The sequence below is a fragment of the Streptomyces sp. NBC_00663 genome (genome assembly GCF_036226885.1).
Lineage (GTDB): Bacteria > Actinomycetota > Actinomycetes > Streptomycetales > Streptomycetaceae > Streptomyces.
This window is the reverse complement of sequence record NZ_CP109027.1, coordinates 6,664,880-6,688,789: the sequence shown is the minus strand read 5'-3', so window position 1 is coordinate 6,688,789 and position 23,910 is coordinate 6,664,880. Positions and strand designations below refer to the sequence as shown.

At 68.0% G+C, this 23,910-nt stretch carries 20 protein-coding genes and 1 pseudogene; 10 read left to right on the top strand and 11 right to left on the bottom strand.

The window, feature by feature from the left end; translation table 11 throughout:
* Nucleotides 1-69: 69 nt before the first annotated feature.
* Together OG866_RS30480 and OG866_RS30475 are read right to left on the bottom strand one after the other, a co-directional pair.
* Nucleotides 70-489 carry an organic hydroperoxide resistance protein gene (locus OG866_RS30480; protein WP_329339624.1) on the bottom strand — a complete coding sequence of 140 codons (420 nt, stop codon included), beginning with the start codon at nt 487-489 and terminating at the stop codon, nt 70-72.
* Nucleotides 490-585: 96 nt separating this feature from the next.
* A complete protein-coding gene (locus OG866_RS30475; RefSeq protein WP_329339623.1) occupies nt 586-1,584 on the bottom strand; it encodes an NADP-dependent oxidoreductase in 999 nt (332 codons plus the stop codon).
* Between the two features lie 103 nt (nt 1,585-1,687).
* Here OG866_RS30475 and OG866_RS30470 point away from each other — a divergent pair, with 103 nt between their 5' ends.
* Nucleotides 1,688-2,125 carry a MarR family winged helix-turn-helix transcriptional regulator gene (locus tag OG866_RS30470; protein WP_329339622.1) on the top strand — a complete coding sequence of 146 codons (438 nt, stop codon included), beginning with the start codon at nt 1,688-1,690 and terminating at the stop codon, nt 2,123-2,125.
* Between the two features lie 47 nt (nt 2,126-2,172).
* On the opposite strand, the gene OG866_RS30465 is transcribed toward OG866_RS30470, so the two are convergent.
* The 6 genes from OG866_RS30465 to OG866_RS30440 form a co-directional block, all read right to left on the bottom strand.
* Complete coding sequence (locus OG866_RS30465; RefSeq protein WP_329339620.1) at nt 2,173-3,153, bottom strand: SCO2400 family protein; 981 nt, start codon at nt 3,151-3,153, stop codon at nt 2,173-2,175.
* Between the two features lie 146 nt (nt 3,154-3,299).
* The gene (gene yjfF / locus OG866_RS30460) at nt 3,300-4,331 is read right to left on the bottom strand and encodes a galactofuranose ABC transporter, permease protein YjfF (protein ID WP_329339618.1); all 1,032 of its coding nucleotides are present in this window, start codon (nt 4,329-4,331) and stop codon (nt 3,300-3,302) included.
* Nucleotides 4,331-5,413 (bottom strand): ABC transporter permease, encoded by a 1,083-nt coding sequence (locus OG866_RS30455; protein ID WP_329339617.1) that lies wholly within the window; start codon nt 5,411-5,413, stop codon nt 4,331-4,333. The genes yjfF and OG866_RS30455 overlap by 1 nt, the downstream gene beginning before the upstream one ends.
* Nucleotides 5,410-6,960 carry a sugar ABC transporter ATP-binding protein gene (locus OG866_RS30450; RefSeq protein ID WP_329339616.1) on the bottom strand — a complete coding sequence of 517 codons (1,551 nt, stop codon included), beginning with the start codon at nt 6,958-6,960 and terminating at the stop codon, nt 5,410-5,412. The genes OG866_RS30455 and OG866_RS30450 overlap by 4 nt, the downstream gene beginning before the upstream one ends.
* 158 nt (nt 6,961-7,118) lie before the next feature.
* Nucleotides 7,119-8,129, bottom strand: a complete 1,011-nt coding sequence (locus tag OG866_RS30445; RefSeq protein WP_329339615.1) for an ABC transporter substrate-binding protein — start codon at nt 8,127-8,129, stop codon at nt 7,119-7,121.
* A 112-nt stretch (nt 8,130-8,241) separates the two neighbouring features.
* Nucleotides 8,242-9,261 (bottom strand): LacI family DNA-binding transcriptional regulator, encoded by a 1,020-nt coding sequence (locus OG866_RS30440; RefSeq protein ID WP_329339614.1) that lies wholly within the window; start codon nt 9,259-9,261, stop codon nt 8,242-8,244.
* A gap of 288 nt (nt 9,262-9,549) precedes the next feature.
* Here OG866_RS30440 and OG866_RS30435 point away from each other — a divergent pair, with 288 nt between their 5' ends.
* The 8 genes and pseudogenes from OG866_RS30435 to OG866_RS30400 all read left to right on the top strand — a co-directional run bounded on the left by OG866_RS30435 (nt 9,550) and on the right by OG866_RS30400 (nt 19,721).
* Complete coding sequence (locus OG866_RS30435) at nt 9,550-10,710, top strand: mandelate racemase/muconate lactonizing enzyme family protein (RefSeq protein WP_329339612.1); 1,161 nt, start codon at nt 9,550-9,552, stop codon at nt 10,708-10,710.
* Nucleotides 10,707-11,711 (top strand): zinc-dependent alcohol dehydrogenase, encoded by a 1,005-nt coding sequence (locus OG866_RS30430; protein WP_329339611.1) that lies wholly within the window; start codon nt 10,707-10,709, stop codon nt 11,709-11,711. The genes OG866_RS30435 and OG866_RS30430 overlap by 4 nt, the downstream gene beginning before the upstream one ends.
* A 140-nt stretch (nt 11,712-11,851) precedes the next feature.
* Entirely contained in the window at nt 11,852-12,820 is a 969-nt protein-coding gene (locus OG866_RS30425) for a hypothetical protein (RefSeq protein ID WP_329339609.1), read from the top strand.
* A 141-nt stretch (nt 12,821-12,961) separates the two neighbouring features.
* The gene (gene chvE, locus OG866_RS30420) at nt 12,962-14,068 is read left to right on the top strand and encodes a multiple monosaccharide ABC transporter substrate-binding protein (protein ID WP_329339607.1); all 1,107 of its coding nucleotides are present in this window, start codon (nt 12,962-12,964) and stop codon (nt 14,066-14,068) included.
* 52 nt (nt 14,069-14,120) lie between these two features.
* Entirely contained in the window at nt 14,121-15,671 is a 1,551-nt protein-coding gene (gene mmsA, locus OG866_RS30415; RefSeq protein ID WP_329339605.1) for a multiple monosaccharide ABC transporter ATP-binding protein, read from the top strand.
* Nucleotides 15,668-16,912, top strand: coding sequence for a multiple monosaccharide ABC transporter permease (mmsB, locus tag OG866_RS30410; RefSeq protein ID WP_329339603.1), 1,245 nt, complete (start codon nt 15,668-15,670; stop codon nt 16,910-16,912). The genes mmsA and mmsB overlap by 4 nt, the downstream gene beginning before the upstream one ends.
* Before the next feature lie 70 nt (nt 16,913-16,982).
* Nucleotides 16,983-18,041 (top strand): annotated as a pseudogene (locus OG866_RS30405) (aldose epimerase family protein); the annotation flags it as partial.
* Between the two features lie 162 nt (nt 18,042-18,203).
* Entirely contained in the window at nt 18,204-19,721 is a 1,518-nt protein-coding gene (locus tag OG866_RS30400; RefSeq protein ID WP_329339601.1) for a pyridoxal phosphate-dependent aminotransferase, read from the top strand.
* Nucleotides 19,722-19,791: 70 nt separating this feature from the next.
* Here OG866_RS30400 and OG866_RS30395 read toward each other — a convergent pair whose 3' ends face one another.
* Together OG866_RS30395 and OG866_RS30390 are read right to left on the bottom strand one after the other, a co-directional pair.
* Nucleotides 19,792-21,225 (bottom strand): family 43 glycosylhydrolase, encoded by a 1,434-nt coding sequence (locus OG866_RS30395; RefSeq protein ID WP_329339599.1) that lies wholly within the window; start codon nt 21,223-21,225, stop codon nt 19,792-19,794.
* Complete coding sequence (locus OG866_RS30390; RefSeq protein WP_329339597.1) at nt 21,207-22,181, bottom strand: arabinan endo-1,5-alpha-L-arabinosidase; 975 nt, start codon at nt 22,179-22,181, stop codon at nt 21,207-21,209. Before OG866_RS30390 ends, OG866_RS30395 begins: the two co-directional genes overlap by 19 nt.
* 262 nt (nt 22,182-22,443) lie before the next feature.
* Between OG866_RS30390 and OG866_RS30385 the strand changes: the two genes are divergently transcribed.
* Nucleotides 22,444-22,860 carry a hypothetical protein gene (locus OG866_RS30385; RefSeq protein WP_329339595.1) on the top strand — a complete coding sequence of 139 codons (417 nt, stop codon included), beginning with the start codon at nt 22,444-22,446 and terminating at the stop codon, nt 22,858-22,860.
* Nucleotides 22,861-22,927: 67 nt separating this feature from the next.
* Here the strand turns inward: OG866_RS30385 and OG866_RS30380 are convergent, their stop codons facing one another.
* Entirely contained in the window at nt 22,928-23,767 is an 840-nt protein-coding gene (locus tag OG866_RS30380; protein WP_329339593.1) for a DUF3500 domain-containing protein, read from the bottom strand.
* Nucleotides 23,768-23,910: the final 143 nt, after the last annotated feature.

The following is a 23,910-nucleotide window of genomic DNA, read 5'->3' as shown; positions in this document are numbered from 1 at the left end:
CCACCCCGCGCAAGAGGGCCGTACCCGACGTCCACGGGTACGGCCCTCTCACGTACGCAACGAGCGACCTCAGACCAGCGTCACCGTGATGTTGCCGCGGGTCGCCTTCGAGTAGGGGCAGACCTGGTGGGCCTGCTCCAACAGCGCCCGTCCCGTGGCCTCGTCCACGTGGGGGATGTGGGCCGAGATCTCGACGATGAGGCCGAAGCCGTCGTCGTTCTTGCCGATGCCGACCTTCGCGGTGACGGTCGAGCCGGTGATGTCGGCCTTGGTCTGGCGGGCCACGACTCCCAGCGCACCCTGGAAGCAGGCGCTGTACCCGGCGGCGAAGAGCTGCTCGGGGTTGGTGCCCTCGCCGCTGCCGCCCATTTCCTTCGGCGGGTTCACGACGACGTCGAGGCGGCCGTCCTCGGTGGCGACACGGCCGTCGCGGCCGTTCTCGGCGGTGGCGACGGCGGTGTACAGGACGTCGGTCTGCTGGATGGACATGCGGTACTTCCTCCTAGGTCCGCCGTGCGACTCGCGCCCACGATCGACGACGGTTTCGGAAAGAAGTTACCGCATGCCGGAAAACGACAGAAGACGTCAGAGCTTGACGATCATCTTTCCGGTGTTGTCGCCCCGCAGTACCCCGAGGAACGCCTCCAGGTTGTTCTCGATGCCCTCGACGACCGTCTCGCGGTACTTGAGCGCACCGGACGCCACCCACGGGCCGACCTCGGAGACGAACTGCGGCTGAAGGTCGTAGTGGTCGCCGACCAGCAGACCCTCGATCCGGCCGCGGGTCTGGATGAGACGGGCGAGGTTGCGCGGGCCGGGGGCGGGCTCGGTGTTGTTGTAGACCGAGATCATGCCGCAGATCGCGATCCGGCCGCCCTGGTTCAGCGAGCCGATGGCCGCCTCCAGGTGGTCACCGCCGACGTTGTCGAAGTAGACGTCGACGCCGTCGGGCGCGGCCTCGCGCAGCTGCTGGCTCACCGGGCCGTTCTTGTAGTTGAAGGCCGCGTCGAAGCCGTACTCCTCCACCAGGAGCTTGACCTTCTCGTCGGAGCCGGCCGAGCCGATGACCCGCGAGGCACCCTTGAGCCTGGCGATCTGGCCGACCTGGCCGCCGACGGCACCGGCGGCGCCGGAGACGAAGACCGAGTCGCCCTCCTTGAAGGACGCGGTGCGCAGCAGACCCGCGTAGGCGGTGAGGCCGGTCATGCCGAGGACGCCGAGGTAGGTGGACAGGGGCGCGGCGTCCGGGTCGACCTTGACGGCCTGCGTGGCGTCGAACGTGGCGTACTCGCGCCAGCCGCCGAAGTGCAGGACGTGGTCGCCGACGGCGATGCCCTCGGCACCGGAGGCGATGACCTCGCCGACCGCGCCGCCCTGCATGGCCTTGCCGAGCTCGAAGGGGGCGACGTAGGACTTGGCGGCCGACATGCGGCCCCGCATGTAGGGATCCACCGACAGGTACTTGTTCCGCACCAGCACCTGACCCTCACCCGGCTGCTTCACCTCGGCCTCGACCAGGGCGAAGTCCTCGGGCTTCGGCCAGCCGACGGGACGGCTGAGCAGGTGCCACTCGCGGTTGATCATGACAGAACCTTTCGCGTTCACTTCAGCAGATTTACTTCAGTACCTGAAACAACCATGCTCCTGAATATTTCATGTTGTCAAGTAATGGGGGTAGTCTTGAGCCATGGCCACTCCACCCAAGACCCGCCGCCCCGACGCGCTGACCATGGAAGTCGTCGAGCTGATCGGTGACGTCGTGGCGCGCTTCTACGAGGACTACGAGGAGGCCGCCGGCGACCACGCGCTCACCGGCGCCCAGGCACGGCTGCTCAGCCTGCTGTCGCTGGAGCCGCTGCCCATGCGGAAGCTGGCGCAGAAGCTGAAGTGCGAGCCGTCGAACGTGACCGGGATCGTGGACCGCCTGGAGACACGCGGCCTGGTGGAGCGGCGGCCCGACCCCGCGGACCGGCGGGTGAAGGTGGCGGCGGTGACGGACGAGGGCCGGGACGTGGCCCGGAGCCTGCGCGAGGGACTGCGTTTCGCCCGTGAGCCGCTGGCCGGGCTGTCGGACGAGGAGCGGGAGTCGCTGCGGGACCTGCTGCGGCGGATGCTGAACTCGTAGCCGCGGCCGGGCGGTCGACCGGCCGGCGGTGACCTGGGGTCACCGCCTCAGGTGCACCACCACAGGAACCGCTCGCACTGCGTCTCGGACGGAGCCGGCGTCGGGTCGGCCGTGGTCGGGTCAGCCGTGGGGGTGGCCGGCGCGGCCGGGCTGGTGGCGGTCGGAGTCGGGGTGGAGGCGCCCGGAACGGCCGTGGCCCCCGCCGACTGGGCGTCCTTGTCCTTGTCCTTGTCGTCCTTCTCCTTCTCGGAGGCGGACGCGGAGGCCGAGGCCGAGGGGGACTTCGAGGCGTTCGCGGACGCGGAGGCCGAGGGGAGCGCGTTCGCGTCGTCCAGTGGCTCGGCGGTCTTGCCGGCCTCCGCCGAGGCGGCGCCCTCCGCTGACTCGTCGCCGGCCGCGGCGGGCGTGGAGTGGGAACCGGGCGCATCCATGCCGAGCTCGGCGAGGCTCAGGCCGCCGGCGGCGAGCACGAAGCCCGCGGCGACGAGGAGGGCCCGGCGGCGTCTGCGGCGATGGGCCGCGGCTTTACGGTCACGGCGGCTTCCGGCGCCCGAGGGGCCGTCGCCGTCCTCGTCGTCGTACTCCAGGTCGTCCGTGTCGTCGTACTCGTCCGAGTCCTCCGGCGTCTCCGCGACGGGGGCCCGGCCGCGGCGGCCCTGGGCGCGGCGTCGCGCCGCCCGGCCGCCGGTGACCGGCTCCGGCTGCTCGGGGGCCGCCTCGGGGCTCTCCGCGGTCTCGGTCGCGCTCTCGGCGTGACCGGTGCCGTCCGTGGACGTGTCGCCGTACGCCGCCGTCTCGTGCCCGGGCCCGTAGGTCGCGGCCGGGTCGTGGCCGCCGTACGCGTCCTGGTAGCCGCCGCCGTAGGCCGGGTACCCGCCGTCGTCCGCCGGCTGCGGCTGGGCGTACCGCTGTGCGTGCTGCTGGGCGGGCTGGGTCGCGTAGGCGCGGAGCTGTTCTACGGAGGTGCCGCACCCCGGGCAGGCGAGGGCGCCGTTGAGGTGCCGTCGGCACGGGAGGCAGTAGTCCATGACGCGGGAAGATTAAGTTCCCGATCCGTAGCGTTCCTAGAGGCAGCTGTGAATGTTGTGTGCGGAACTGGCCCTTCCGGCGCGGCGAGTTGAGGATGATCCACCCATCCACCCTCAACTCGCCGAAACCGGCCGCAGCGCTCCGCTCAGGCCTTCTTACGCGTCGTCATCACACGCTGGATCAGGATGAAGGCGCAGAGCAGCACACCGGTGGCGATCTTCGTCCACCAGGAGCTGAGCGTGCCCTCGAACTGGATGATGCTCTTGATCAGACCGAGCACGAGGACGCCGAACAGCGTGCCGAGCACATAGCCGGAGCCGCCCGTCAGCAGGGTGCCGCCGATGACCACCGCGGCGATCGCGTCGAGTTCCATGCCGACCGCGTGCAGCGGGTCGCCGGACTGGATGTAGAGCATGAAGAGCAGACCGGCGAGCGCGGAGCAGAAGCCGCTCATCGTGTAGACCGCGATCTTCGTGCCGCCCAGCGGGAGGCCCATGAGGAGGGCCGACTGCTCGTTGCCGCCGATGGCGTAGATCCGGCGGCCGAAGCGGGTGTAGTGCAGGAGGTAGAAGGCCGCCGCCAGGACCACGAGGGCCACCACCGCGCCGATCGACAGCTCGCCCAGGCCCAGTGACACGCGTGTCTCGGCCAGGCTGCTCACCGCGGAGTCGTTGATCGCGATCGACTCCTTGCTGATGACCAGGCACAGGCCCCGGAAGAGGAAGAGGCCCGCGAGGGTCACGATGAACGGCTGGATCTCGAAGTTGTGGATCACATAACCCATGAGGAAGCCGCCGAACGCGCCCACGCCCAGGGATATGGGGATGACCACGAGGAGCGGCAGGCCCACGTCCTGGACCAGCCACGCCGTGAGCATCGTCGTGAAGCCGATCACCGAACCGACGGACAGGTCGATGCCGCCGGACAGGATGACGAAGGTGGCGCCGACGGCGGCGACCAGCAGATAGCCGTTGTCGATGAACAGGTTGAGGAACACCTGCGAGTCGCCGAAGCCGTAGTTCTGGTAGCGGCTGAGGCCGGCGATGTACATCGCGAGGAACAGGGCGGCCGTGACCAGTACGGGGAGCCGGCGGTCACCCAGTACGCGCGCCGCCTTGGACGGCGTACGGGCTTCGGGCTTGGCCGCTGTCGTGGGGGTCTTGGTCGTCGTACTCATCACGACACCTCCATCTTGGGAGTGGCGGGCTCGGTGGTGACCGCGGCCGGTGCCGCCGGGGGCGTCTTCTTCGCGCGGGCGCCGAAGACCTTCGCCCGGAACTTCGGGGACTGGAGCAGGCAGACGACGATGACGACGGCGGCCTTGAAGACCAGGTTCGTCTGGGTCGGTACGCCGATGGTGTAGATGGTGGTGGTGAGGGTCTGGATGACCAGGGCACCGACCACCGTGCCGCCGATGGAGAAGCGGCCGCCGAGCAGCGAGGTGCCGCCGATGACCACGGCGAGGATGGCGTCCAGCTCGATCCACAGGCCGGCGTTGTTGCCGTCCGCGGCCGAGGTGTTGGAGCTGACCATCAGGCCGGCGATGCCCGCGCACAGGGCGCAGAAGACGTACACCATGATCTTGATGCGCATCGACCTGATGCCCACCAGCCGGCTGGCCTCGGCGTTGCCGCCGACCGACTCGACGAGCAGGCCGAGGGCGGTGCGCCGGGTCAGGGCGACGGTGACGGCGACGACCGCGGCGACCACGAAGATGGAGAACGGCAGGGTCAGCCAGTAGCCGCCGCCGATCAGCTTGTACGGCTCGCTGTTGATGGTGATGATCTGGCCGTCGGTGATCAGCTGGGCGACGCCCCGGCCCGCGACCATGATGATGAGGGTCGCGATGATGGGCTGGATGCCCATGCGGGCGACGAGGAAGCCGTTCCACAGACCGCAGACGACCGCGGCGATCAGGCCGAGGCCCATCGCCAGCAGGACTCCGGACAGGGCGTCCTGGTCCTTCTGGTCGCTGATGTACGAACAGGTCAGCGCGCCGGTGATGGCGACGACCGCGCCGACGGAGAGGTCGATGCCGCCGGTGGCGATGACCAGGGTCATGCCGACCGCGACCAGGATCAGGGGCGAGCCGAACAGCACGATCGAGACGAGGCTGCCGTAGAGGTGGCCGTCCGTCATGTGGATCGCGAAGAAGTCGGGTGTGAAGGGGATGTTGACGAGCAGCAGGGCCACCAGGACCGCGACCGGCCAGAAGAGGTTGTGGCGCGTCAATGCTCGCCAGCGGGGGTTGGTGATCACTGCTGTTCTCCGCTCTGCTCTCCGCTGGCGATGGTCTCTAGGATCTTGCTGGGGGTGATCTCGGGCCCGTTGGTGAGCCGCGCCACGAGCTTGCGGTCGCGCAGCACGCCGATGGTGTGGCTGAGGCGGAGCACCTCTTCCAGCTCGGCCGCGATGTAGAGGACCGACATGCCGTCCTCGGAGAGGGAGACCACCAGCTTCTGGATCTCCGTCTTGGCGCCGATGTCGATGCCGCGGGTCGGCTCGTCGAGGATCAGCAGCTTGGGCTGGGTGATCAGCCAGCGGGCGAGGAGCACCTTCTGCTGGTTGCCGCCGCTCAACTGGCCCACCCGGGCCTCGGGGTTGGCGGGGCGGATGTCGAGGGCCTTGATGTACTTGGCGACGAGTTCGTCGCGCTGGGCCGTCGGGATGGGGCGGGTCCAGCCGCGGGCCGCCTGGAGGGCGAGGATGATGTTCTCGCGGACCGTCAGGTCGGGGACCAGGCCCTCGGCCTTGCGGTTCTCGGAGCAGAACGCGACTCCGGCGCCGATGGCGTCGTTGGGCGCGCTCATGCTGACCTGCTTGCCGCCGATGGTGACCTTGCCGGCGTCGGGCTGGTCGGCGCCGAAGAGGAGCCTGGCCAGTTCGGTGCGGCCGGAGCCCAACAGGCCCGCGAGGCCGACGACTTCACCCTTCTTGATGTCGAGGTCGAAGGGGGCGATGCCGCCGGTGCGGCCGAGCCCCTCCGCGGTGAGCAGCGACTCGCCGACGTCCGCGTGGAGTTGGTGGTCGTGCAGCTCCTCCAGCTGGTCCAGGGCCTTGCCGATCATCAGCTCGATGAGGCCGACCTGGTCGAGGTCGCGGACCAGGTGCTCGCCGACGAGGGTGCCGTTGCGCAGGACCGTCATGCGGTCGCAGATCTCGTAGATCTGGTCGAGGAAGTGGGAGACGAAGAGGATCGCCACGCCCTCGTCCCTCAACTGCCGCATCAGACGGAAGAGTTCGAGGACCTCGTCGCGGTCGAGGCTGGAGGTCGGCTCGTCCAGGACGAGGACCTTGGTGCCGGAGCCCGAGCCGTCGCTGTCGCCGTGGCCCACCGACCGGACGATCGCGACCAGTTGCTGCACCGCGAGGGGGTACGAGGCGAGGGGGGCGGTGACGTCGATGTCGAGGCCGAGCCGGTCGACCATCTCCGCGGCTTCCTTGCGCATGCGCTTCCACTGGATGCGGCCGGCGCGGGTGGGTTCACGGCCGATGAAGATGTTCTCCGCCACCGACAGGTTGGGGCAGAGGTTGACCTCCTGGTAGACGGTGCTGATGCCGGCGTGCTGCGCCTGGAGCGGGCTGCCGATCCGCACGGCCTTGCCGTCGAGGGTGACGGTGCCGCCGTCCAGGGTGTACACCCCGGTCAGCACCTTGATCAGGGTGGATTTCCCGGCCCCGTTCTCGCCCATCAGGGCGTGGATCTCGCCGGGGAAGAGCCGGAAGTCGACGCCCGACAGAGCCCTTACCCCCGGAAACTCTTTGACTATGCCCGTCATCTCCAGGACGGGCTGCGGCTCTGCCATGGCAGCGCTCCTCGTGGAATCGTCGATTCGGGCCGAAACCTATGTGATCGGTTCAGGCCCGCGGGGAGCCCCCCGCGGCCGAGGCGTGCTCGGCCGGCCGGAGGCTCCCCGACAGTGGGTGCGGTCGGTCAGTACCGCGTCGGTCAGTACCGCGTCGGTCAGTACTTGCGGCTCGGGAGCGCGGCCTTGGCCTGGTCCTGCATGAAGTCGCCCTCCTTGGTCTTGATCCAGCGCTCGACCGTGCCGCCGTCGTGGACCGTCTTGACGACCTCCATCAGCTGGGGGCCGAGGAGCGGGTTGCACTCGACGATGGCGTTGATCTTGCCCTCGGACATCGCGACGAAGCCGTCCTTCACGCCGTCGATCGAGACGATCAGGATGTCCTTGCCGGGCTTCTTGCCGGCCGCCTCGATGGACTGGATGGCGCCGATGGCCATGTCGTCGTTGTGCGCGAACAGGACGTTGATGTCCGGGTTGGACTGGAGGAAGGCCGCCATGACCTGCTTGCCGCCGGCGCGGGTGAAGTCACCGGTCTGGCTGACGACGATCTTCCAGTCGTCCTTGTGCTCGGCGTCCATGACCTCCTTGAAGCCCTTGGCGCGCTCGATCGCCGGGGCGGCACCGGTGGTGCCCTCCAGCTGGGCGATCTTCACGTCGCCCTTGAGGCCGGCCTTGGCGATGACCTTCTCGAGGATCTTCGCGGCGCGGCGGCCCTCGTCGGTGAAGTCGGAGCCGACGAGGGTGACGTACAGGGACTCGTCGGAGGTCTCCACGGAGCGGTCGGTGAGGACGACCGGGATCTTCGCGGCCTTGGCCTCCTTGAGCACCGCGTCCCAGCCGGTGACGACCACCGGGGAGAAGGCGATGACGTCGACCTTCTGCGCGATGTAGCTGCGGATGGCCGAGATCTGGTTCTCCTGCTTCTGCTGGGCGTCGGAGAACTTCAGGGTGTAACCCGCCTCCTTGGCCGCCGACTTGACCGAGTCGCTGTTGGCGGTGCGCCAGCCGCTCTCGGAGCCGACCTGGGAGAAGCCGAGGGTGATCGCCTTGCCGCCGCCGCCGCTGCCCGCGGAGTCGCTGGAGTTGTCGTCCTCCTTGGCGCAGGCCGCCAGGGTGCCCGCCGCCGCGACGCCGATCGCCGCGGTCAGGAAGTTCCTTCTGTTGAGCATGTTCTTCTCCTTTGAAGAGCCAGGACAGATCGCACCGCGTCCAGCCTGTCGATCATTATTCGAAATATCGGTCACACTGGTGTGCGAATTGCGACGCTTGACGGGGTTCGGGTCAGTCGGGAGCCGTACTGGCCCTGACGACGAGTTGGGGTTCGATGGCCACTCCGGGCGTACCGGAGGGAGCCCGGCCCTCGATGAGGTCCAGCAGCAGGGCGATGCTGTGCTTGCCCACCGTCGCGAAGTCCTGCCGGACGGTGGTGAGCGGCGGCGCGAAGAACTCGGACTCCGGGATGTCGTCGAAGCCGACGATCGCGACGTCCTGGGGCGTACGCACCCCCGCTTCCCGCAGCGCCCGCAACACCCCCAGCGCCATCTGGTCGTTGGCGACGAAGACTGCGGTCAGTCCACGGCCCACCCAGCCGGCCAGTTCCTGGCCCGCCCGGTAGCCCGAGAGCGGACTCCAGTCCCCCCGCAGCGGCGTCGGCGGCTCGATGCCCGCCGCTTCGAGAGTGTCCCGCCAGCCGGTGACCCGGTCGGCGGCCTCCTGCCAGTCCCCGGGTCCGGCGAGATGCCAGACCGTGCGGTGCCCCGCGGCCAGCAGATGCCCGGTGGCGAGGCGGGCACCGAGCTGCTGGTCCACGTTGACGCTGGGGATCTTCGCGCCGGATCCGGTGCCGACGACCACCACCGGGAAGGGGTGGCGGAGTTCGGCGAGGGCCTCGACCGCCGAGCGCTGCGGGGCGAGGGCGATCACTCCCTCCACCCCGCCGTCGCTGAGGTGGTCCAGGGCCTCGGACAGGGTCTCCTTCGCCAGCTTGCGCAGGCTGACCGTCGAGACGGTGTAGCCCGCGGCCCGGGCCGCGTCCTCCAGCGCGAACAGCGTGCTGGCCGGGCCGTAGAGCGTGGTGTTGGAGGCGACCACACCCAGGGTGCGGGTGCGGCGGGTAGCCAGGGCGCGGGCGGAGGAGTTACGGCGGTAGCCCATCTCCTCGATCGCCCGCAGGACCTTGGCCCGCGTCTCGTCCCGGACGTTGGGATGATCACCCAGCACCCGGGACACCGTCTGGTGGGACACCCCGGCGAGGCGTGCCACATCGGCCATGGTGGGCGGCCGGAGCTCCAAGTGGTTCACGGCCGCACCTCCTGGGGTCAGCGATCGAATGAATGCGGTGCACATTGTGAGCGCTAACAATTCATGCCGGTCAAGAGGGCTGCGTCAGGGAAGTCGTCACGGTTGAATAACGCAGCAGGCTGCGGGAGTTGAGATACCGGACGGTTGTGCACGTCATCAAGACCGTTACGCCGTTCGACCCTCCGACCCATTGACACCCCGACCGAGACGTCCTTACGGTCGGGCCAGCATTTCGAACGTGAGCCGAAATTTCGAACAACAAGCTTGAGAGCCTAGGGAGTAGTTGACGTGCGCATCACGGGAATCAGCACGCACGTGGTCGGGACGCCATGGCGCAACCTGACCTACGTCCAGGTGCACACCGACGAGGGACTCACCGGAGTCGGCGAGACCCGCATGTTGGGCCACACCGACGCCCTGATCGGCTATCTGCACGAGGCGAAGACCAACCACATTCTCGGGTCGGACCCCTTCGCTGTCGAGGATCTGGTCAAGCGCATGAAGTACGGCGACTACGGCCGTGCGGGCGAGATCGTGATGTCCGGCATCGCCGTGATCGAGATGGCCTGCTGGGACATCAAGGGCAAGGCGCTCGGCGTCCCGGTCTGGCAGCTGCTCGGCGGCAAGGTCACCGACAAGGTCAAGGCGTACGCCAACGGCTGGTACACCACCGAGCGCACCCCGGAGGCCTACCACAAGGCCGCCCAGGGCGTCATGGAGCGCGGCTACAAGGCGCTCAAGATCGACCCCTTCGGCACCGGGCACTTCGAGCTCGACCACGAGCAGAGCATGTACGCCGTCTCGCTGATCGAGGCCGTCCGGGATGCCATCGGCCCGGACGCCGAGCTGATGCTGGAGATGCACGGCCGCTTCTCCCCCGCCACCGCCGTACGCCTCGCCAAGGACCTCGCGCCCTTCAAGCCCGCGTGGCTGGAGGAGCCGGTGCCGCCGGAGAACCTGAAGGCGCTGGAGAAGGTCGCCGCCAAGGTCGACATGCCGGTCGCCACCGGTGAGCGCATCCACGACCGGATCGAGTTCCGCGAGCTCTTCGAGAGCCAGGCCGTGGACATCATCCAGCCCGACGTCGGCCACATCGGCGGCATCTGGGAGACCCGGAAGCTGGCCGCGACCGCCGAGACCCACTACATGCTGGTCGCACCCCACAACGTGGGTGGTCCGGTGCTGACGGCGGCCTCGCTCCAGGTCGGCTTCACCGCGCCGAACTTCAAGATCCTTGAGCACTTCAACGACTTCGCCGACGCCGACATCAAGAAGGTCGTCAAGGGCGCCCCGCAGGTCGTGGACGGCTACTTCGAGCTGTCGCACGAGCCGGGCCTCGGTGTGGAGCTGGACGTCGACGCCGCCGCCGAGTTCCCGCAGCAGCAGGCCCGCTTCGACCTGTGGGCCGACGGCTGGGAGCAGCGCAAGCCGAAGGGCACCGAGCAGTGAGCAGCGCGGTCGTCATCGGGGCGCCCGGCGAGCACGAGCTCGTCGAGCACACCCCGCGTGCGCCCGGCGCCGGCGAGGCCCTGGTCCGCGTCCACGCGGTCGGCATCTGCGGCAGCGACCGCGAGGTGTACCAGGGCAACCGGCCCGAGGGGTACGTCCGCTACCCGCTGACCCCGGGCCACGAGTGGTCCGGCACGGTCGAGGCCGTCGGCTCCGGTGTGCCCGAGGCGCTGGTCGGCCGCAAGGTGGTCGGTGAGGGCTTCCGCAACTGCCAGGTCTGCGACCGCTGCCACGCGGGCGAGACCACGCTGTGCACGGACGGCTACGAGGAGACCGGGTTCACCCAGCCCGGCGCCATGGCCGCGACCCTCACCCTGCCGGCCCGGCTGCTGCACGCCCTGCCGGACGACGCCGACCTGACGGCGGCGGCGCTCCTGGAGCCCGCCGCGTGCATCGCGGCCGCCGCGATCAAGGCGAACGCGCGGCCCGGCGAGCGGGTCGCGGTGGTGGGCACGGGGACACTCGGGATGTTCGCGGTGCAGTTCCTGCGGGCGGGCTCGCCCTCGGAGCTGCTGGTGGTGGGCACCCGCCCGGACCGCGCGGAACTCTCGAAGACCTTCGGCGCCACCGACTTCCGCACCCGCGACCAGGAGCTCCCCGACGACTTCGACGTCGTCATCGAGACCGCCGGGTCGGCGACCGCCGCGAACACCGCGGCCTCGCTGCTCAGACGCGGCGGCCGGCTCGTCCTGACGGGCATCCCGGCCGCGGGCGCCGACGGACTCGACCCCACCGATCTCGTCGTACGGCAGCTGGAGGTGCACACCGTGTTCGGGGCGCCGCCGGACGCCTGGGCGCACACGGTGCGGGTCTTCGGGGCCGGGCTGCTCGATCCGCTGCCGCTCGTCACGCACGAGCTGCCGCTGGAGGAGTTCCCGCGCGCCATCGAGCTGGTCGGGTCCGGTGACCCGACGGTCGGCAAGGTCCTTCTGAGGCCATGACGTCCCCCTGAGCCGTACGCCGGTACGGAGTACCTGACGACTCCGTACCGGCGTACATCCAAATCCCTGGGCCTTTTTTAAGCCATGTTGCACGCAGAGCCGCGACCCACGTCCGAAATATCGAACACGAAGGACAGCTTGTGACCGACACCACCGCCAGCGCGGCCCGACGACCCGGTGAGCAGGCGCTCGCAGCGCTCGGTCTGGGCGCTCCCGCCCTCGACCCGGCCGACGCTTCTGAGCACGCCTTCCCCGGCGGCGGCCGCTGGCGCACCGAAGTGCCCTCCGTGGAGGGGCCCGAGGCCCTCGCCGTGGTCCTCAAGGAGTCCTCGCGGCTCGATGTGCCGATCCACCGGATCAGCCAGGGCAGCGGCGTGTGGATGCTCACCGACGCCGAGATCACCGAGATGGTGGAGGCGACCGCCGAGCGGGACATCGAGCTCTGCCTGTTCACCGGCCCCCGCGGCACCTGGGACATCGGCGGCTCCACCCGGACCGACTCCAAGGGCGCGGGTCTGCGCGCCCGTGGCCACGACGCGGTCGCCGGGTGTGTCGAGGACGCCGTCCGCGCCACCGGGCTGGGCGTGAAGTGCCTGCTCGTCGCCGACGAGGGCGTGCTGTGGACGCTGCACCGGGCGCGCGTCGCCGGGATCATCCCGGCCGACACCACGCTCAAGGTGTCGGCGCTGATCGGGCCGGTGAACCCGGCCGCGTACGCCGTCTACGAGAACCTCGGCGGCGACTCGATCAACGTGCCCAGCGATCTGACGCTGGATCAACTCACCGAGATCCGCCGGGTGTCGGGCGCCCCGATGGACATGTACATCGAGGCCCCGGACGATCTCGGCGGCTATGTGCGGATGTACGAGGTCGCCGAGCTGATCCGGCGCGGCGCCCCGCTCTATCTGAAGTTCGGCCTGTCGAAGGCTCCCGGGATCTACCCGTACGGCCATCACATGCGCGATCTCACGCTGTCCACCGCCAAGGAAAGAGTGCGGCGCGGACGGCTCGCCCTGGACCTGCTCGCACGGCACGGAGCGGACGGCGACATGGCGCCGCTCGGCTCAAGACTGCCCGGCGCGCTGACGCGATTCGAAACGCCTGCATAACGTTCCGGACAACGCCCCTTCACAGAAGCCGACGGAGTCGAACAGACTCCGACACAACTTCTCTCGGTCGATCCAGCACCACCGACCGGCGCCCGCATCGCCGGACCGCCCCCGGTCTCTAGAACATCAAGGATGATGATCATGCTTAACCGCAGAGCTGCACTCTCCGCCATAGCCACCTCGGCCGTCCTCGCCCTCTCCCTGACCGCCTGTGGCCAGGACAGCGAGGGTGGCAGCGCGGAGAGCAAGGGCGACTCCAAGGGCGGCACCATCGGCATCGCGATGCCGACCAAGTCCTCCGAGCGCTGGATCGCCGACGGCAAGAACGTCGAGACCAACCTTCAGAAGCTGGGCTACAAGACCAAGCTGGTCTACGGCGAGGACGAGCCCGACCAGCAGGTCTCGCAGATCGAGAACCTGATCACCCAGGGCGTCAAGGCGCTGATCGTCGCCGCGATCGACAACAAGTCGCTCAACAACGTGCTCCAGGAGGCGAAGGACGCGGGCATCCCCGTCATCGCCTACGACCGCCTGATCCTCGGCACGCCGAACGTCGACTACTACGCCTCCTTCGACAACAGCAAGGTCGGCGAGCTCCAGGCCAGCTACATCGTCGACAAGCTCGGCCTCGCCTCCGGCAAGGGCCCCTTCAACATCGAGCTGTTCGCCGGCTCCAACGACGACAACAACACCAAGTACTTCTTCAACGGCGCGATGAGCGTCCTGAAGCCGTACATCGACTCCAAGAAGCTCGTCGTCAAGTCCGGCCAGGTCGACCTCAACAAGGTCACCACCCTGCGCTGGGACGGCGCCACCGCCCAGCGCCGCATGGACGACATCCTGACCGGCTCCTACAAGTCCGGCCGGGTCGACGCGGTCCTGTCGCCGTACGACGGCATCTCCATCGGCATCCTGTCGGCGCTGAAGTCCGACGGCTACGGCACCAAGGCCAAGCCGCTCCCGGTCCTGACCGGTCAGGACGCCGAGCTGGCCTCCGTGAAGTCGATCATCGCGGGCGAGCAGACGCAGACCGTCTACAAGGACACCCGTGAGCTGGCCAAGGTCGCGGCCAACATGGTCGACGCGGTGCTCAACGACAAGAAGCCCGAGACCAACGACACCAAGACCTACGACAACGGCTCCAAGGTCATCCCCGCCTACCTGCTCAAGCCGGTGAGCGTCGACAAGAGCAACTACAAGCAGGTCCTGGTCGACGGCGGCTACTACACCGAGGGCGAGCTCAAGTAGTTCCCCGTCCTCTGTAGTCGCTTGTAAGAAACCCAGATTGGAAGGCACGACCATGGCGGGACCCGTCCTGGAAATGCGCTCGATCGTCAAGACCTTTCCCGGTGTGAAAGCGCTGTCGGACGTCACGCTGACCGTCCGCCAGGGCGAGGTCCACGCCATCTGCGGTGAGAACGGCGCCGGGAAGTCCACCTTGATGAAGGTGCTCTCCGGAGTCCATCCGCACGGCACGTACGAGGGCGAGATCCTCTTCGAAGGGGACGTCTGCGAGTTCAAGGACATCCGGGCGAGCGAGGCGCACGGCATCGTCATCATCCACCAGGAGCTGGCGCTGGTGCCCTACCTCTCCCTCGCGGAGAACATCTTCCTCGGCAACGAGCACGCCTCGCGCGGCTTCATCGACTGGCGCGAGACCCTGCGGCACGCGAGCGAGCTGCTGCGCCGGGTGGGGCTCAGCGAGCACCCCGAGACCCGGGTCGCCGACATCGGTGTCGGCAAGCAGCAGCTGGTGGAGATCGCCAAGGCGCTCTCCAAGAAGGTGAAGCTGCTGATCCTGGACGAGCCCACCGCCGCCCTGAACGACGAGGACAGCGGCAAACTCCTGGATCTGATCCTGGAGTTGAAGAAGCAAGGCATCACCTCGATCATCATCTCGCACAAGCTCAACGAGATCCGCAAGGTCGCCGACTCCGTCACGATCATCCGCGACGGCAAGACCATCGAGACCCTCGACGTGAAGTCCGAGGAGACCTCCGAGGACCGGATCATCTCCGGCATGGTCGGCCGCGACCTCGACCACCGCTTCCCCGAACGCACCGCGTACGACGGTGAGCTGGACGCGGCTCCGGCCCTGGAGATCCGCGACTGGACCGTGCACCACCCGATCGACCAGCAGCGCAAGGTCGTCGACGACGTGTCGATCCATGTCCGGCGCGGGGAGATCGTCGGCATCGCCGGGCTGATGGGCGCGGGCCGCACCGAGCTCGCGATGAGCGTGTTCGGCCGCTCCTACGGGCGGCACGCGGCCGGCACGGTCCTCAAGGACGGCAAGGAGATCCGTACCAAGTCGGTCGCCGAGGCGGTCGACCACGGCATCGCCTATGTCACCGAGGACCGCAAGCACTACGGCCTCAACCTCATCGACACCATCAACCGCAACATCTCGCTGAGCGCCCTGAACAAGGTCGCCAAGCGAGGTGTGGTCGACGAGCACGAGGAGCGGAAGGTCGCCGAGGGCTTCCGCAAGTCCATGAACATCAAGGCGCCGACCGTCTTCGAGCCGGTGGGCAAGCTGTCCGGCGGCAACCAGCAGAAGGTCGTCCTCAGCAAGTGGATCTTCGCCGGTCCCGAGGTGCTGATCCTGGACGAACCCACCCGAGGCATCGACGTCGGTGCCAAGTACGAGATCTACACCGTCATCGACCAGCTGGCCGCACAGGGCAAGGCGGTGGTCTTCATCTCGTCCGAGCTGCCCGAGCTGCTCGGCATGTGTGACCGCATCTACACGATGGCCGCCGGGCGGCTGACCGGCGAGTTCTCCCGTGCCGAGGCCTCGCAGGAATCGCTGATGCGCCAGATGACCAAGGACAAAGAGGTAACCCGATGAGCACGGACGTGACCGCCAAGACGCCGGCCCCGGCGCCGCCGGGCAAGAGCGGCTCCGCCTCCGGCGACAACCTGTTGCAGCTGATGCTGGACGGCCTGCGCCGCAACATGCGCCAGTACGGCATGCTGATCGCCCTCGGCCTGATCGTCGCGCTGTTCGCGGTGTGGACCGACGGTGACCTGCTGCTGCCGCGCAACGTCTCCAACCTGGTGTTGCAGAACAGCTATGTGCTGATCCTCGCGATCGGCATGATGCTGGTCATCATCGCGGGCCACATCGACCTGTCGGTCGGCTCGGTCACGGCGTTCGTGGGTGCGTTCGCGGCGGTACTGACGGTCCAGCACGATGTGTCCTGGCCGATAGCCGTGGTGCTGAGCCTGGCGGTCGGCGCGGGCGCGGGGGCGGCCCAGGGCTTCCTCATCGCGTATCTCGGCATACCGTCGTTCATCGTCACCCTCGCGGGCATGCTGGTCTTCCGCGGCTTCACCGAGATTCTGCTGGAGGGCCAGACCCTCGGCCCGTTCCCGAGCGGACTCCAGAAGATCGGCAACGGCTTCCTGCCGGAGACCGGCCCGGACACCAACTACCACAACATCACGCTGCTGCTGGGCTTCGCCCTGATCGTCTTCGTGGTCCTCCAGGAGGTCCGCGACCGGGGGCGCCAGCAGGAGTTCTCCCTCGACGTGCTGCCCAGGAACATCTTCCTGCTGAAGCTCGTCTCGATCGTCGCCGCGATCCTCGTCGTCACCATGCTGCTCGCCAGCTACAAGGGTGCGCCGATCGTCCTGCTCATCCTGGGCGCGCTGGTCGTCGGCTACGGCTACCTGATGCGCAACTCGATCTTCGGCCGGCACATCTACGCGATCGGCGGCAACCTGCCGGCCGCGAAGCTGTCCGGTGTGAAGGACAAGAAGGTCACCTTCCTCGTCTTCCTGAACATGGGCGCGCTCGCGGCCCTGGCGGGTCTGGCGATCGCCGCGCGACTGAACGCGGCGTCCCCGAAGGCGGGCCTCAACTACGAACTGGAGGCCATCGCCTCGGCGTTCATCGGCGGCGCGTCCATGAGCGGCGGTGTCGGCACCGTCCTCGGCGCGATCATCGGCGGTCTGGTCCTCGGTGTCCTGAACAACGGCATGAACCTCCTCAGCGTCGGCTCCGACTGGCAGCAGGTCATCAAGGGCCTCGCCCTGCTGGCCGCGGTCGGGTTCGACGTGTGGAACAAGCGCAAGTCCGGTTCCTAGCAGACCGGTTCGACCGCATCGGGCCCCGCCACACGGCGGGGCCCTTTCCCATGGACCTTTCCTGAGGAAGGGAGTAACCCCGGTGAAGGAACTCTTCGGCAAGCTCGCCGACGGCACCGAGATCCACCGCTGGTCGCTGGAGAACGGCGGCACCCGTATCAAGGTCCTGTCCTACGGCGGGATCGTGCAGTCCCTGGAGGTCCCCGACCGGCACGGCCGGTACGCGAACGTCTCCCTGGGCTTCACCCGCGTCGAGGACTACGTGACCTCCAGCCCGTACTTCGGGGCGCTGATCGGCCGGTACGGCAACCGCATCGGCAAGGGCGCGTTCACGCTGGACGGTTCGGTGCACCAACTCTCCGTCGACGACGGCGAGAACAGCCTGCACGGCGGCGAGGCGGGCTTCGACACGGTGGTCTGGGACGTCGAGCCCTTCGAGCGCGGCACCGACATCGGCCTGCGCCTGTCGTACATCTCCCCCGACGGCGAGATGGGCTACCCGGGCACGCTCACGGTGAAGGTGACGTACACCCTCACCGCCGAGGGCGACTGGCGCATCGACTACGAGGCCACCACCGACCAGGCCACGATCGTCAACCTCACCAACCACGTCTACTGGAACCTCACGGGTGAGGGCAGCGGCACGATCGAGAACCACGAACTGGCCATCCCCGCGGCCCACTTCACGCCCACCGACCCGGGCCTGATCCCGACCGGTGAGCTGGCGCCGGTGGCGGGCACGCCCTTCGACTTCCGCGAGTCGAAGCCGATCGGCCGGGATCTGCGCACCGGGCATCCGCAGCTGCTCGCGGCCAAGGGGTACGACCACAACTGGGTCCTGGACAAGGGGGTCACGGCGGAACCGGAGACCGTGGCGACCCTGCTCGACCCCGCCTCGGGCCGCACCCTGCGGATCGCCTCCACCGAGCCCGGCGTGCAGTTCTACTCGGGCAACTTCCTCGACGGAACGCTGGTCGGCCCGGCCGGCCGCACCTACCGTCAGGGCGACGCGCTGTGCCTGGAGACCCAGCACTATCCTGACTCCCCGAACCACGAGAACTTCCCCTCGACCGTGCTGCGACCTGGGCAGACCTACCGGTCGACGACCGTGCACTCCTTCCACACGTGACCCTCCTTCACAGGTGGCACACAATTTCTTACCGATTTCTCAGCGGTTGAACAGTGCCCCCGCAGCCCCCGTATGTATGAGCGGCCCGTGCTCCCCCGCGCGGGCCACCCAAAGACGACGGACCCGGCCGTCCCCGACGGGTCCGCCCCATACGGAGGTTCCATGGCCGAGAACGTCACCTCGCTGTTCCGCAGCACAGCGGCGCACAGCCCGTCCATGGCGGCGCTGACGCGGGCGGTCGGCGACGGGGCAGGCCCGATCGACTTCTGTATTCCGGTGAACCCCTACTTCCCCACCCCGGGGATGTGGGACGAGATGTCCGGCCGCCTCCGCGACATCATCACGTACTACCCGTCCAGCGCCGACACCATCACCGCCGAGCTGTGCAACCTCCTCCAACTCCCGCCGCAGGCCGTGGCGATGGGCAACGGCTCGACCGAACTGATCACCTGGATCGACCACCTGCTGGTCCGTGAGTCCCTCGCCATCCCCGTCCCCACCTTCGGCCGCTGGACCGACCAGCCCATGGAGACCGGCAAGCGGGTCGACATGTTCCCGCTCCAGGAGTCCAGCGGCTTCGCCCTCGACCTCGCCCAGTACGCCGAGTTCATCCGGGCCAGGGGGACCCGGGCGGCCGTGATCTGCAACCCCAACAACCCCGACGGCGGCTTCCTCCACAAGCACGCCGTCGTGCAGTTCATGGACGCGATGGCCGACCTCGACCTGGTCGTCATCGACGAGAGCTTCCTGGAGTTCGCCGACGCGGAGGCGGAGCCTTCGGTGGTGCAGGAGGCGATGCTGCGGCCGAACGTGATCGTGCTCCGGTCGCTCGGCAAGAACTTCGGGCTGCACGGCATACGCTTCGGCTACATGGTCGCCAACCCGGCCCTCGCCGGCCGCGTCCGCTCGATGCTGCCGAAGTGGAACCTCAACGCCTTCGCCGAGTACGTGGTGTTCATGCTCAAGGAGCACGGCGCCGAGTACGCGCAGAGCCTCCAGCAGGTCTACCGGGACCGCCTCGACATGTCGAGCCAGCTCTCCGCCCTCCCCGGTCTGACCGTCTACCCCTCCCAGGGCAACTTTCTCTTCGTGCGCCTCCCCGTGGGCGCCGAAGGCACCGTGGTCCGGGACCGCCTGCTCTCCGAGCACCGGATCCTGGTCCGCGAGTGCGGCAACAAGATCGGCTCGTCCAGCCGCTTCCTGCGTCTCGTGGTGCGCCCCCAGACGGACGTGCGTCGCCTGGTGTCCGCGCTGGAACAGGTGCTCTACGGGACCAGGAGGGGAGCCGCCGTGCCCGAGCTGGCTACCGGGACCAGCTACAGCTCGGGTACGGCGGCCGTGGACCGGCTGATGAGCAACGGGGTGGGCATGCCGCTGGCTGCGCAGGCTATGGCGGCGCCTATGCCTGCGGCGCCTCAGCCGGTTGCTCCGCAGCCTCAGCCCATGCCCATGCCCATGCCTGCGGCGCCTCAGCCGATGCCGATGCCTACGCCTATGCCGGTTGCTCCTGCTGCGGCCGTTCAGTCGCCGTACGGGGTGCCTGATGGGCCTACGCCGCCTGGGGTGCCTGCGCGGGGTGGGCTGACCGCTGCGCAGGTTCGGGGGACCAATGGGTTGACGCCGGCGCCGGCTCAGGGGTGGCCGAACAGTGGGGCTTGGCCTAATGCTGCGGGGGCCTGAGGGGCGCGGGCGGGTGCGGGTCCGTTGTGGCTGGTCGCGCGGTTCCCCGCGCCCCTTCAGGGCGTTGCAGCTAGGCCGGGTTCAGTTTCCACTGTTGGCAATTGTTGTTCAGCCAGGTCCATTGCCTGACGTCTGCCGCGTCCGCCGTGGAGCAGTCGGCTACATCGGCCACCTTGCCTGTCGCCTCGTTGACGATCCTCACGTAGCTGCTGTCCGTCACCACGAAGCGGAAGCGTTGGCAGGTGTTGTTCAGCCAGCTCCACTGGCGTAGGTCGGCGCCGTCCGCGCTGGAACAGTCCGCCGTGTCCAGGACCTTGCCCGTTGCCACGTTCACCAGGCGACTGGTGTCGTCACCCTGGTCCTCTGTACGCCACTTCTGGTTGTTGCCGCCGTTGCAGGTGTACTGCTGGACGTTGGCGCCGTCGGCCGTCGAACTCCCGGCCACATCGAGGCACTTGCCGCTGTTGCGGTTGGTGATGGTGTACGTCGTGGAGGTGGACGACGGCTCGCCGGACGGGCCCGTCATGCTCGCGCCGAGGGCCACCGGGGTGCCGAGGTTCGGGGTGCCGTCGGAGTTCCAGGTGAACTTCTGGGCGCGGGTCGTACGGCCGTTGTCACAGCCGTCGGAGGACGAGTCGTTGGCGTGGTAGACGATCCAGTTCTCGGTGCCGTCCGGCGAGGTGAAGAAGCCGTTGTGGCCGGGGCCGTAGACGCCTGCCGAGTCGTTGCGCTGGAAGACGGGGGTGGTCTTCTTCGTCCAGGAGGAGGCCGAGAGGGGGTCGGAGCCCGTCAGAGTCAGCTGGCCGAGTTTGTAGTCGGGGGTCCAGCAGCCGCTCGCCGAGTAGATGAGGTAGGTCTGGCCGTTGCGCTGGAGGATCTCCGGGCCCTCGTTGACCGTGCCGCCGGACTTCTCCCAGGAGTACGTCGGCGTGGAGATGGTCGAGAAGCCGGTGGCGAGGGTGTACGGGTTGGACATCCTGGCGGCCACCAGGTTCTGCGTGCCGCCGCTCGCGCTGCCGAAGAGGTAGAGCTGGCCGTTGATGGTGCCGACCGTCGGGTCCAGCATCCAGGCGGAGTTGAGCTGGTTCTTGTAGGTGTAGGGCCCGGTGGGGTCCGTCCCGGCGCTTTCGAGGACATGGGTGCGCTGGGTGGCGTTGTAGTCGGTGATGTTCTGTCCGGCGACGTAGTACAGGTACCACTTGCCGTTGAGGAAGTGGATCTCCGGCGCCCAGATGTTGCAGCAGCGCGAGGACGCGTCGCCGGTCCACACCTGGTAGTTGGGCGCGGTGGCGAGCCCGGCCAGCGTGGTCGACTTGCGCATGGTGATGACGTTGGTCCAACTCGTCGTCACCATGTAGTAGTTGCCGTTGTAGTACGAGATCCAGGGGTCGGCGCCCTTCTGCGCCTTGATGGGGTTGGCGAAAGAGGCCGCGCTCGCGGAGGACTGTCCGAGCGACAGGGCGAGCAGCAGCGCTGCCAGCAGGGTCAGTAGGCGACGGGCCATCCGCTGCTCCAGTTCAGAAGGTTGATGCCCAGCTTGGGCGTGCCGTTGTCGTTGCCGTCGTAGTAGTGGTAGACGATCAGGTCGCCGTCGGAGTCGTTCATGATCGACTGGCCGCCGGGGCCGATGATGCTGCCGTGCGACTCCAGGACGGCGGTGCCGCCGTTGTTCGTCATCGCCACGCCGCTCTTGTCGTAGTACGGGCCGGTGACGCTGGTGGCCCGGCCGACCTTGACCTTGTAGGTCGAACTCGTGCCGGCGCAGCAGGTGTCGTACGAGGCGAAGAGGTAGTAGTAGCCGTTGCGCTTGACGATGTACGGCGCCTCGACGGCCTTGGTCCCGGTGGGGCGGGACGCGATCGAGTACCGGGTGGTGTTGGAGGAGAGCTGCTTCCCGGTGGCGGGGTCGATCTGGATCATCTTCAGGCCGGTCCACCAACTGCCGAAGGACAGCCACCACGTGCCGTCGTCGTCCACGAAGAGGTTCGGGTCGATGGCGTTGTAGTCGCTGGAGGTGGTGGAGGTGTAGACGGTGCCGTAGTCGGTCCAGGAGCCGGGAAGACCGGTCGTCGAAGCGGCGAGCCCGATCGCCGACTTGTTGGAGCCGAAGGTCGACGAGAGGGCGTAGTACATCAGGTACTTGCCGCCGTGGTACGAGATGTCGGGCGCCCAGGCCTCGGTGGCGTACGAGGACCACCAGCCGGGCTTGGTGGTGAAGGCGTCGCTGCCCGCCGTGAAGGCGATCCGGTCGGTCGAGGTCCGGTAGCCGAGGCCGCCTCCGGTGCCGTAGAGGAGGTAGCGGCCGGCGGAGGTGCGGATCATCGTGGGGTCATGGATGACCGTGGCGCCGGTGACCGTGCCGGGGTTGGGGTACGCCGAGGCAGTGGAGGGGATCAGGGCAAGGAGAGCGGCGGCGGGAAGGGCGAGGAGGGTGGTTCGGACGCGCGAGGTGCGGCTCACACGGGCCTCCTTGACGGAAGGGGGAGTCGACGTCCGGAATTTCGAACGCCGATCGTCAATTCGGACGGACCGTAGAATCGAATCACTTCCGCGTCAACAGCCCTGACGTCACTCGTGCGCCAACAGCCCTGACATTCACAGCCGGCCGACAGCCGAAGACCTCTTGTACAGAGATCAAATATTGGGCATAGTCCGTTCACACCGTGTCGACGACGTGAACTCCCCCCACGCCAACCCCCCTAGCCCTGCAAGGAGTTCAGTCATGCCCAAACTCAGACACCTGGCCGTACCCGGCCTCGTCGCCGCGGCCCTCGTGGTCGGGACGGCAGGCTCGTCCTACGCCGCCGACATCTACACCGCCAGCTCCAGCAACTCCTGTGGAGCCGCGTACTTCTACGACGACGGCGACACCTTCAAGATTCTCGACGTGTGCTCGGACGGCAAGGGCGTGCGCCTCCAGTACACCAACCCCACCACGGGCAGCCCCTCCACGAGCAACACGAAGATCAACGTGGACTACACGGGCGGCTACACCGGGTGGAGCATCTCCAACGCCTACATCTACGACACCGACATGAACGAGGCGGCCTGCTTCTACTTCCGCGTCGGCCACGTCGACAACGGCTCGTACGTGAGCGGCTCGTACGGCGGCTGGAACCTGGCCTGCGCGGCCAACTGACGTAAGGCGCGCCCCCGTTCCAAGTGCCGGAACGGGGGCGCGCCTGCTGCTGTCCGCTGACGTACCGTCAGTGATCGTTCTCCAGATGGAGCTTGAGCAGGTCAATGCCGTAGTCGCCGCCGTTGGGCGTACGGACGATGGTGTGGATGTGCTCCTGGGACGGAGCCCCGCCGGCCGAGGAGGCCCCCTTGTAGAAGAGGGGGGCCTGGGCGTCGTACTCGATGAGGACGACCGGACTGTGGATGCGGTAGTAGAAGGCGGAGTCGTCCTTCGTCTCGCCCATCCAGAAGAAGTACGTGTCGTCCAGGTGGTCCTCCACCTCGGTCATCCTGACCTCGGCGTGGCCCTCGTTGACGTAGCCGATGTACACCCGCGCCAGCGCCAGCAGCTTCTTCCGCTGTGCGGAGGTGAGTTCGGAGCCCTTGAGCCCCTCGTAGGCGAGCTTGAGGTTGTCCTGGCCCGCGCCGGCCTTCATGTCCTCGTTGCCGTTCGACTGCGCGGAGACCGCCTTGGCACGCTGGGCGGAGGTGAGGGAGCGGATCATGGCGAGGCCGGCCTTGGTCTCCGGCCGGAAGAGGGTGATCTTCTCGCCCTTGTAGGTGCCCGTCGTGGGCTCGGAGCCCATGAAGGTCGGCGTCATCACGATCTGGTCGCCCAGGACGAAGTAGTTGATCGCGACGTGATGGCCCTCGTACTGGAAGCCCCACGGCTTCGTGGTCGACGGGGTGCCCATGAAGGTGAAGAAGTAGTGCCCCTCGGTCAGGGTCTTCTGGTTCCCGCCGTTGGAGTCCCCGAGAAACGCGTTGAGCTTCATGATCCCGCGCGTCTGGGTGAGCCCGTCGGCGGACAGGGCCTCGCCCAGCAGGGCATAGCCGAGGTTCCGCTGCTTCTCGGTCAGGTCGCCCATGCGGACGCCCTTGCGGTCGTAGCCGTCGACATTGCTCCACGCCGTCCAATTCGTCGGCGTCGATGTCGAAAACGCAGGACTTGCGCTCCTTGGCGGACAGCCCGTCGAGGAACGCCTGGGCCGCCTTGACGAGTCCGTCCGTG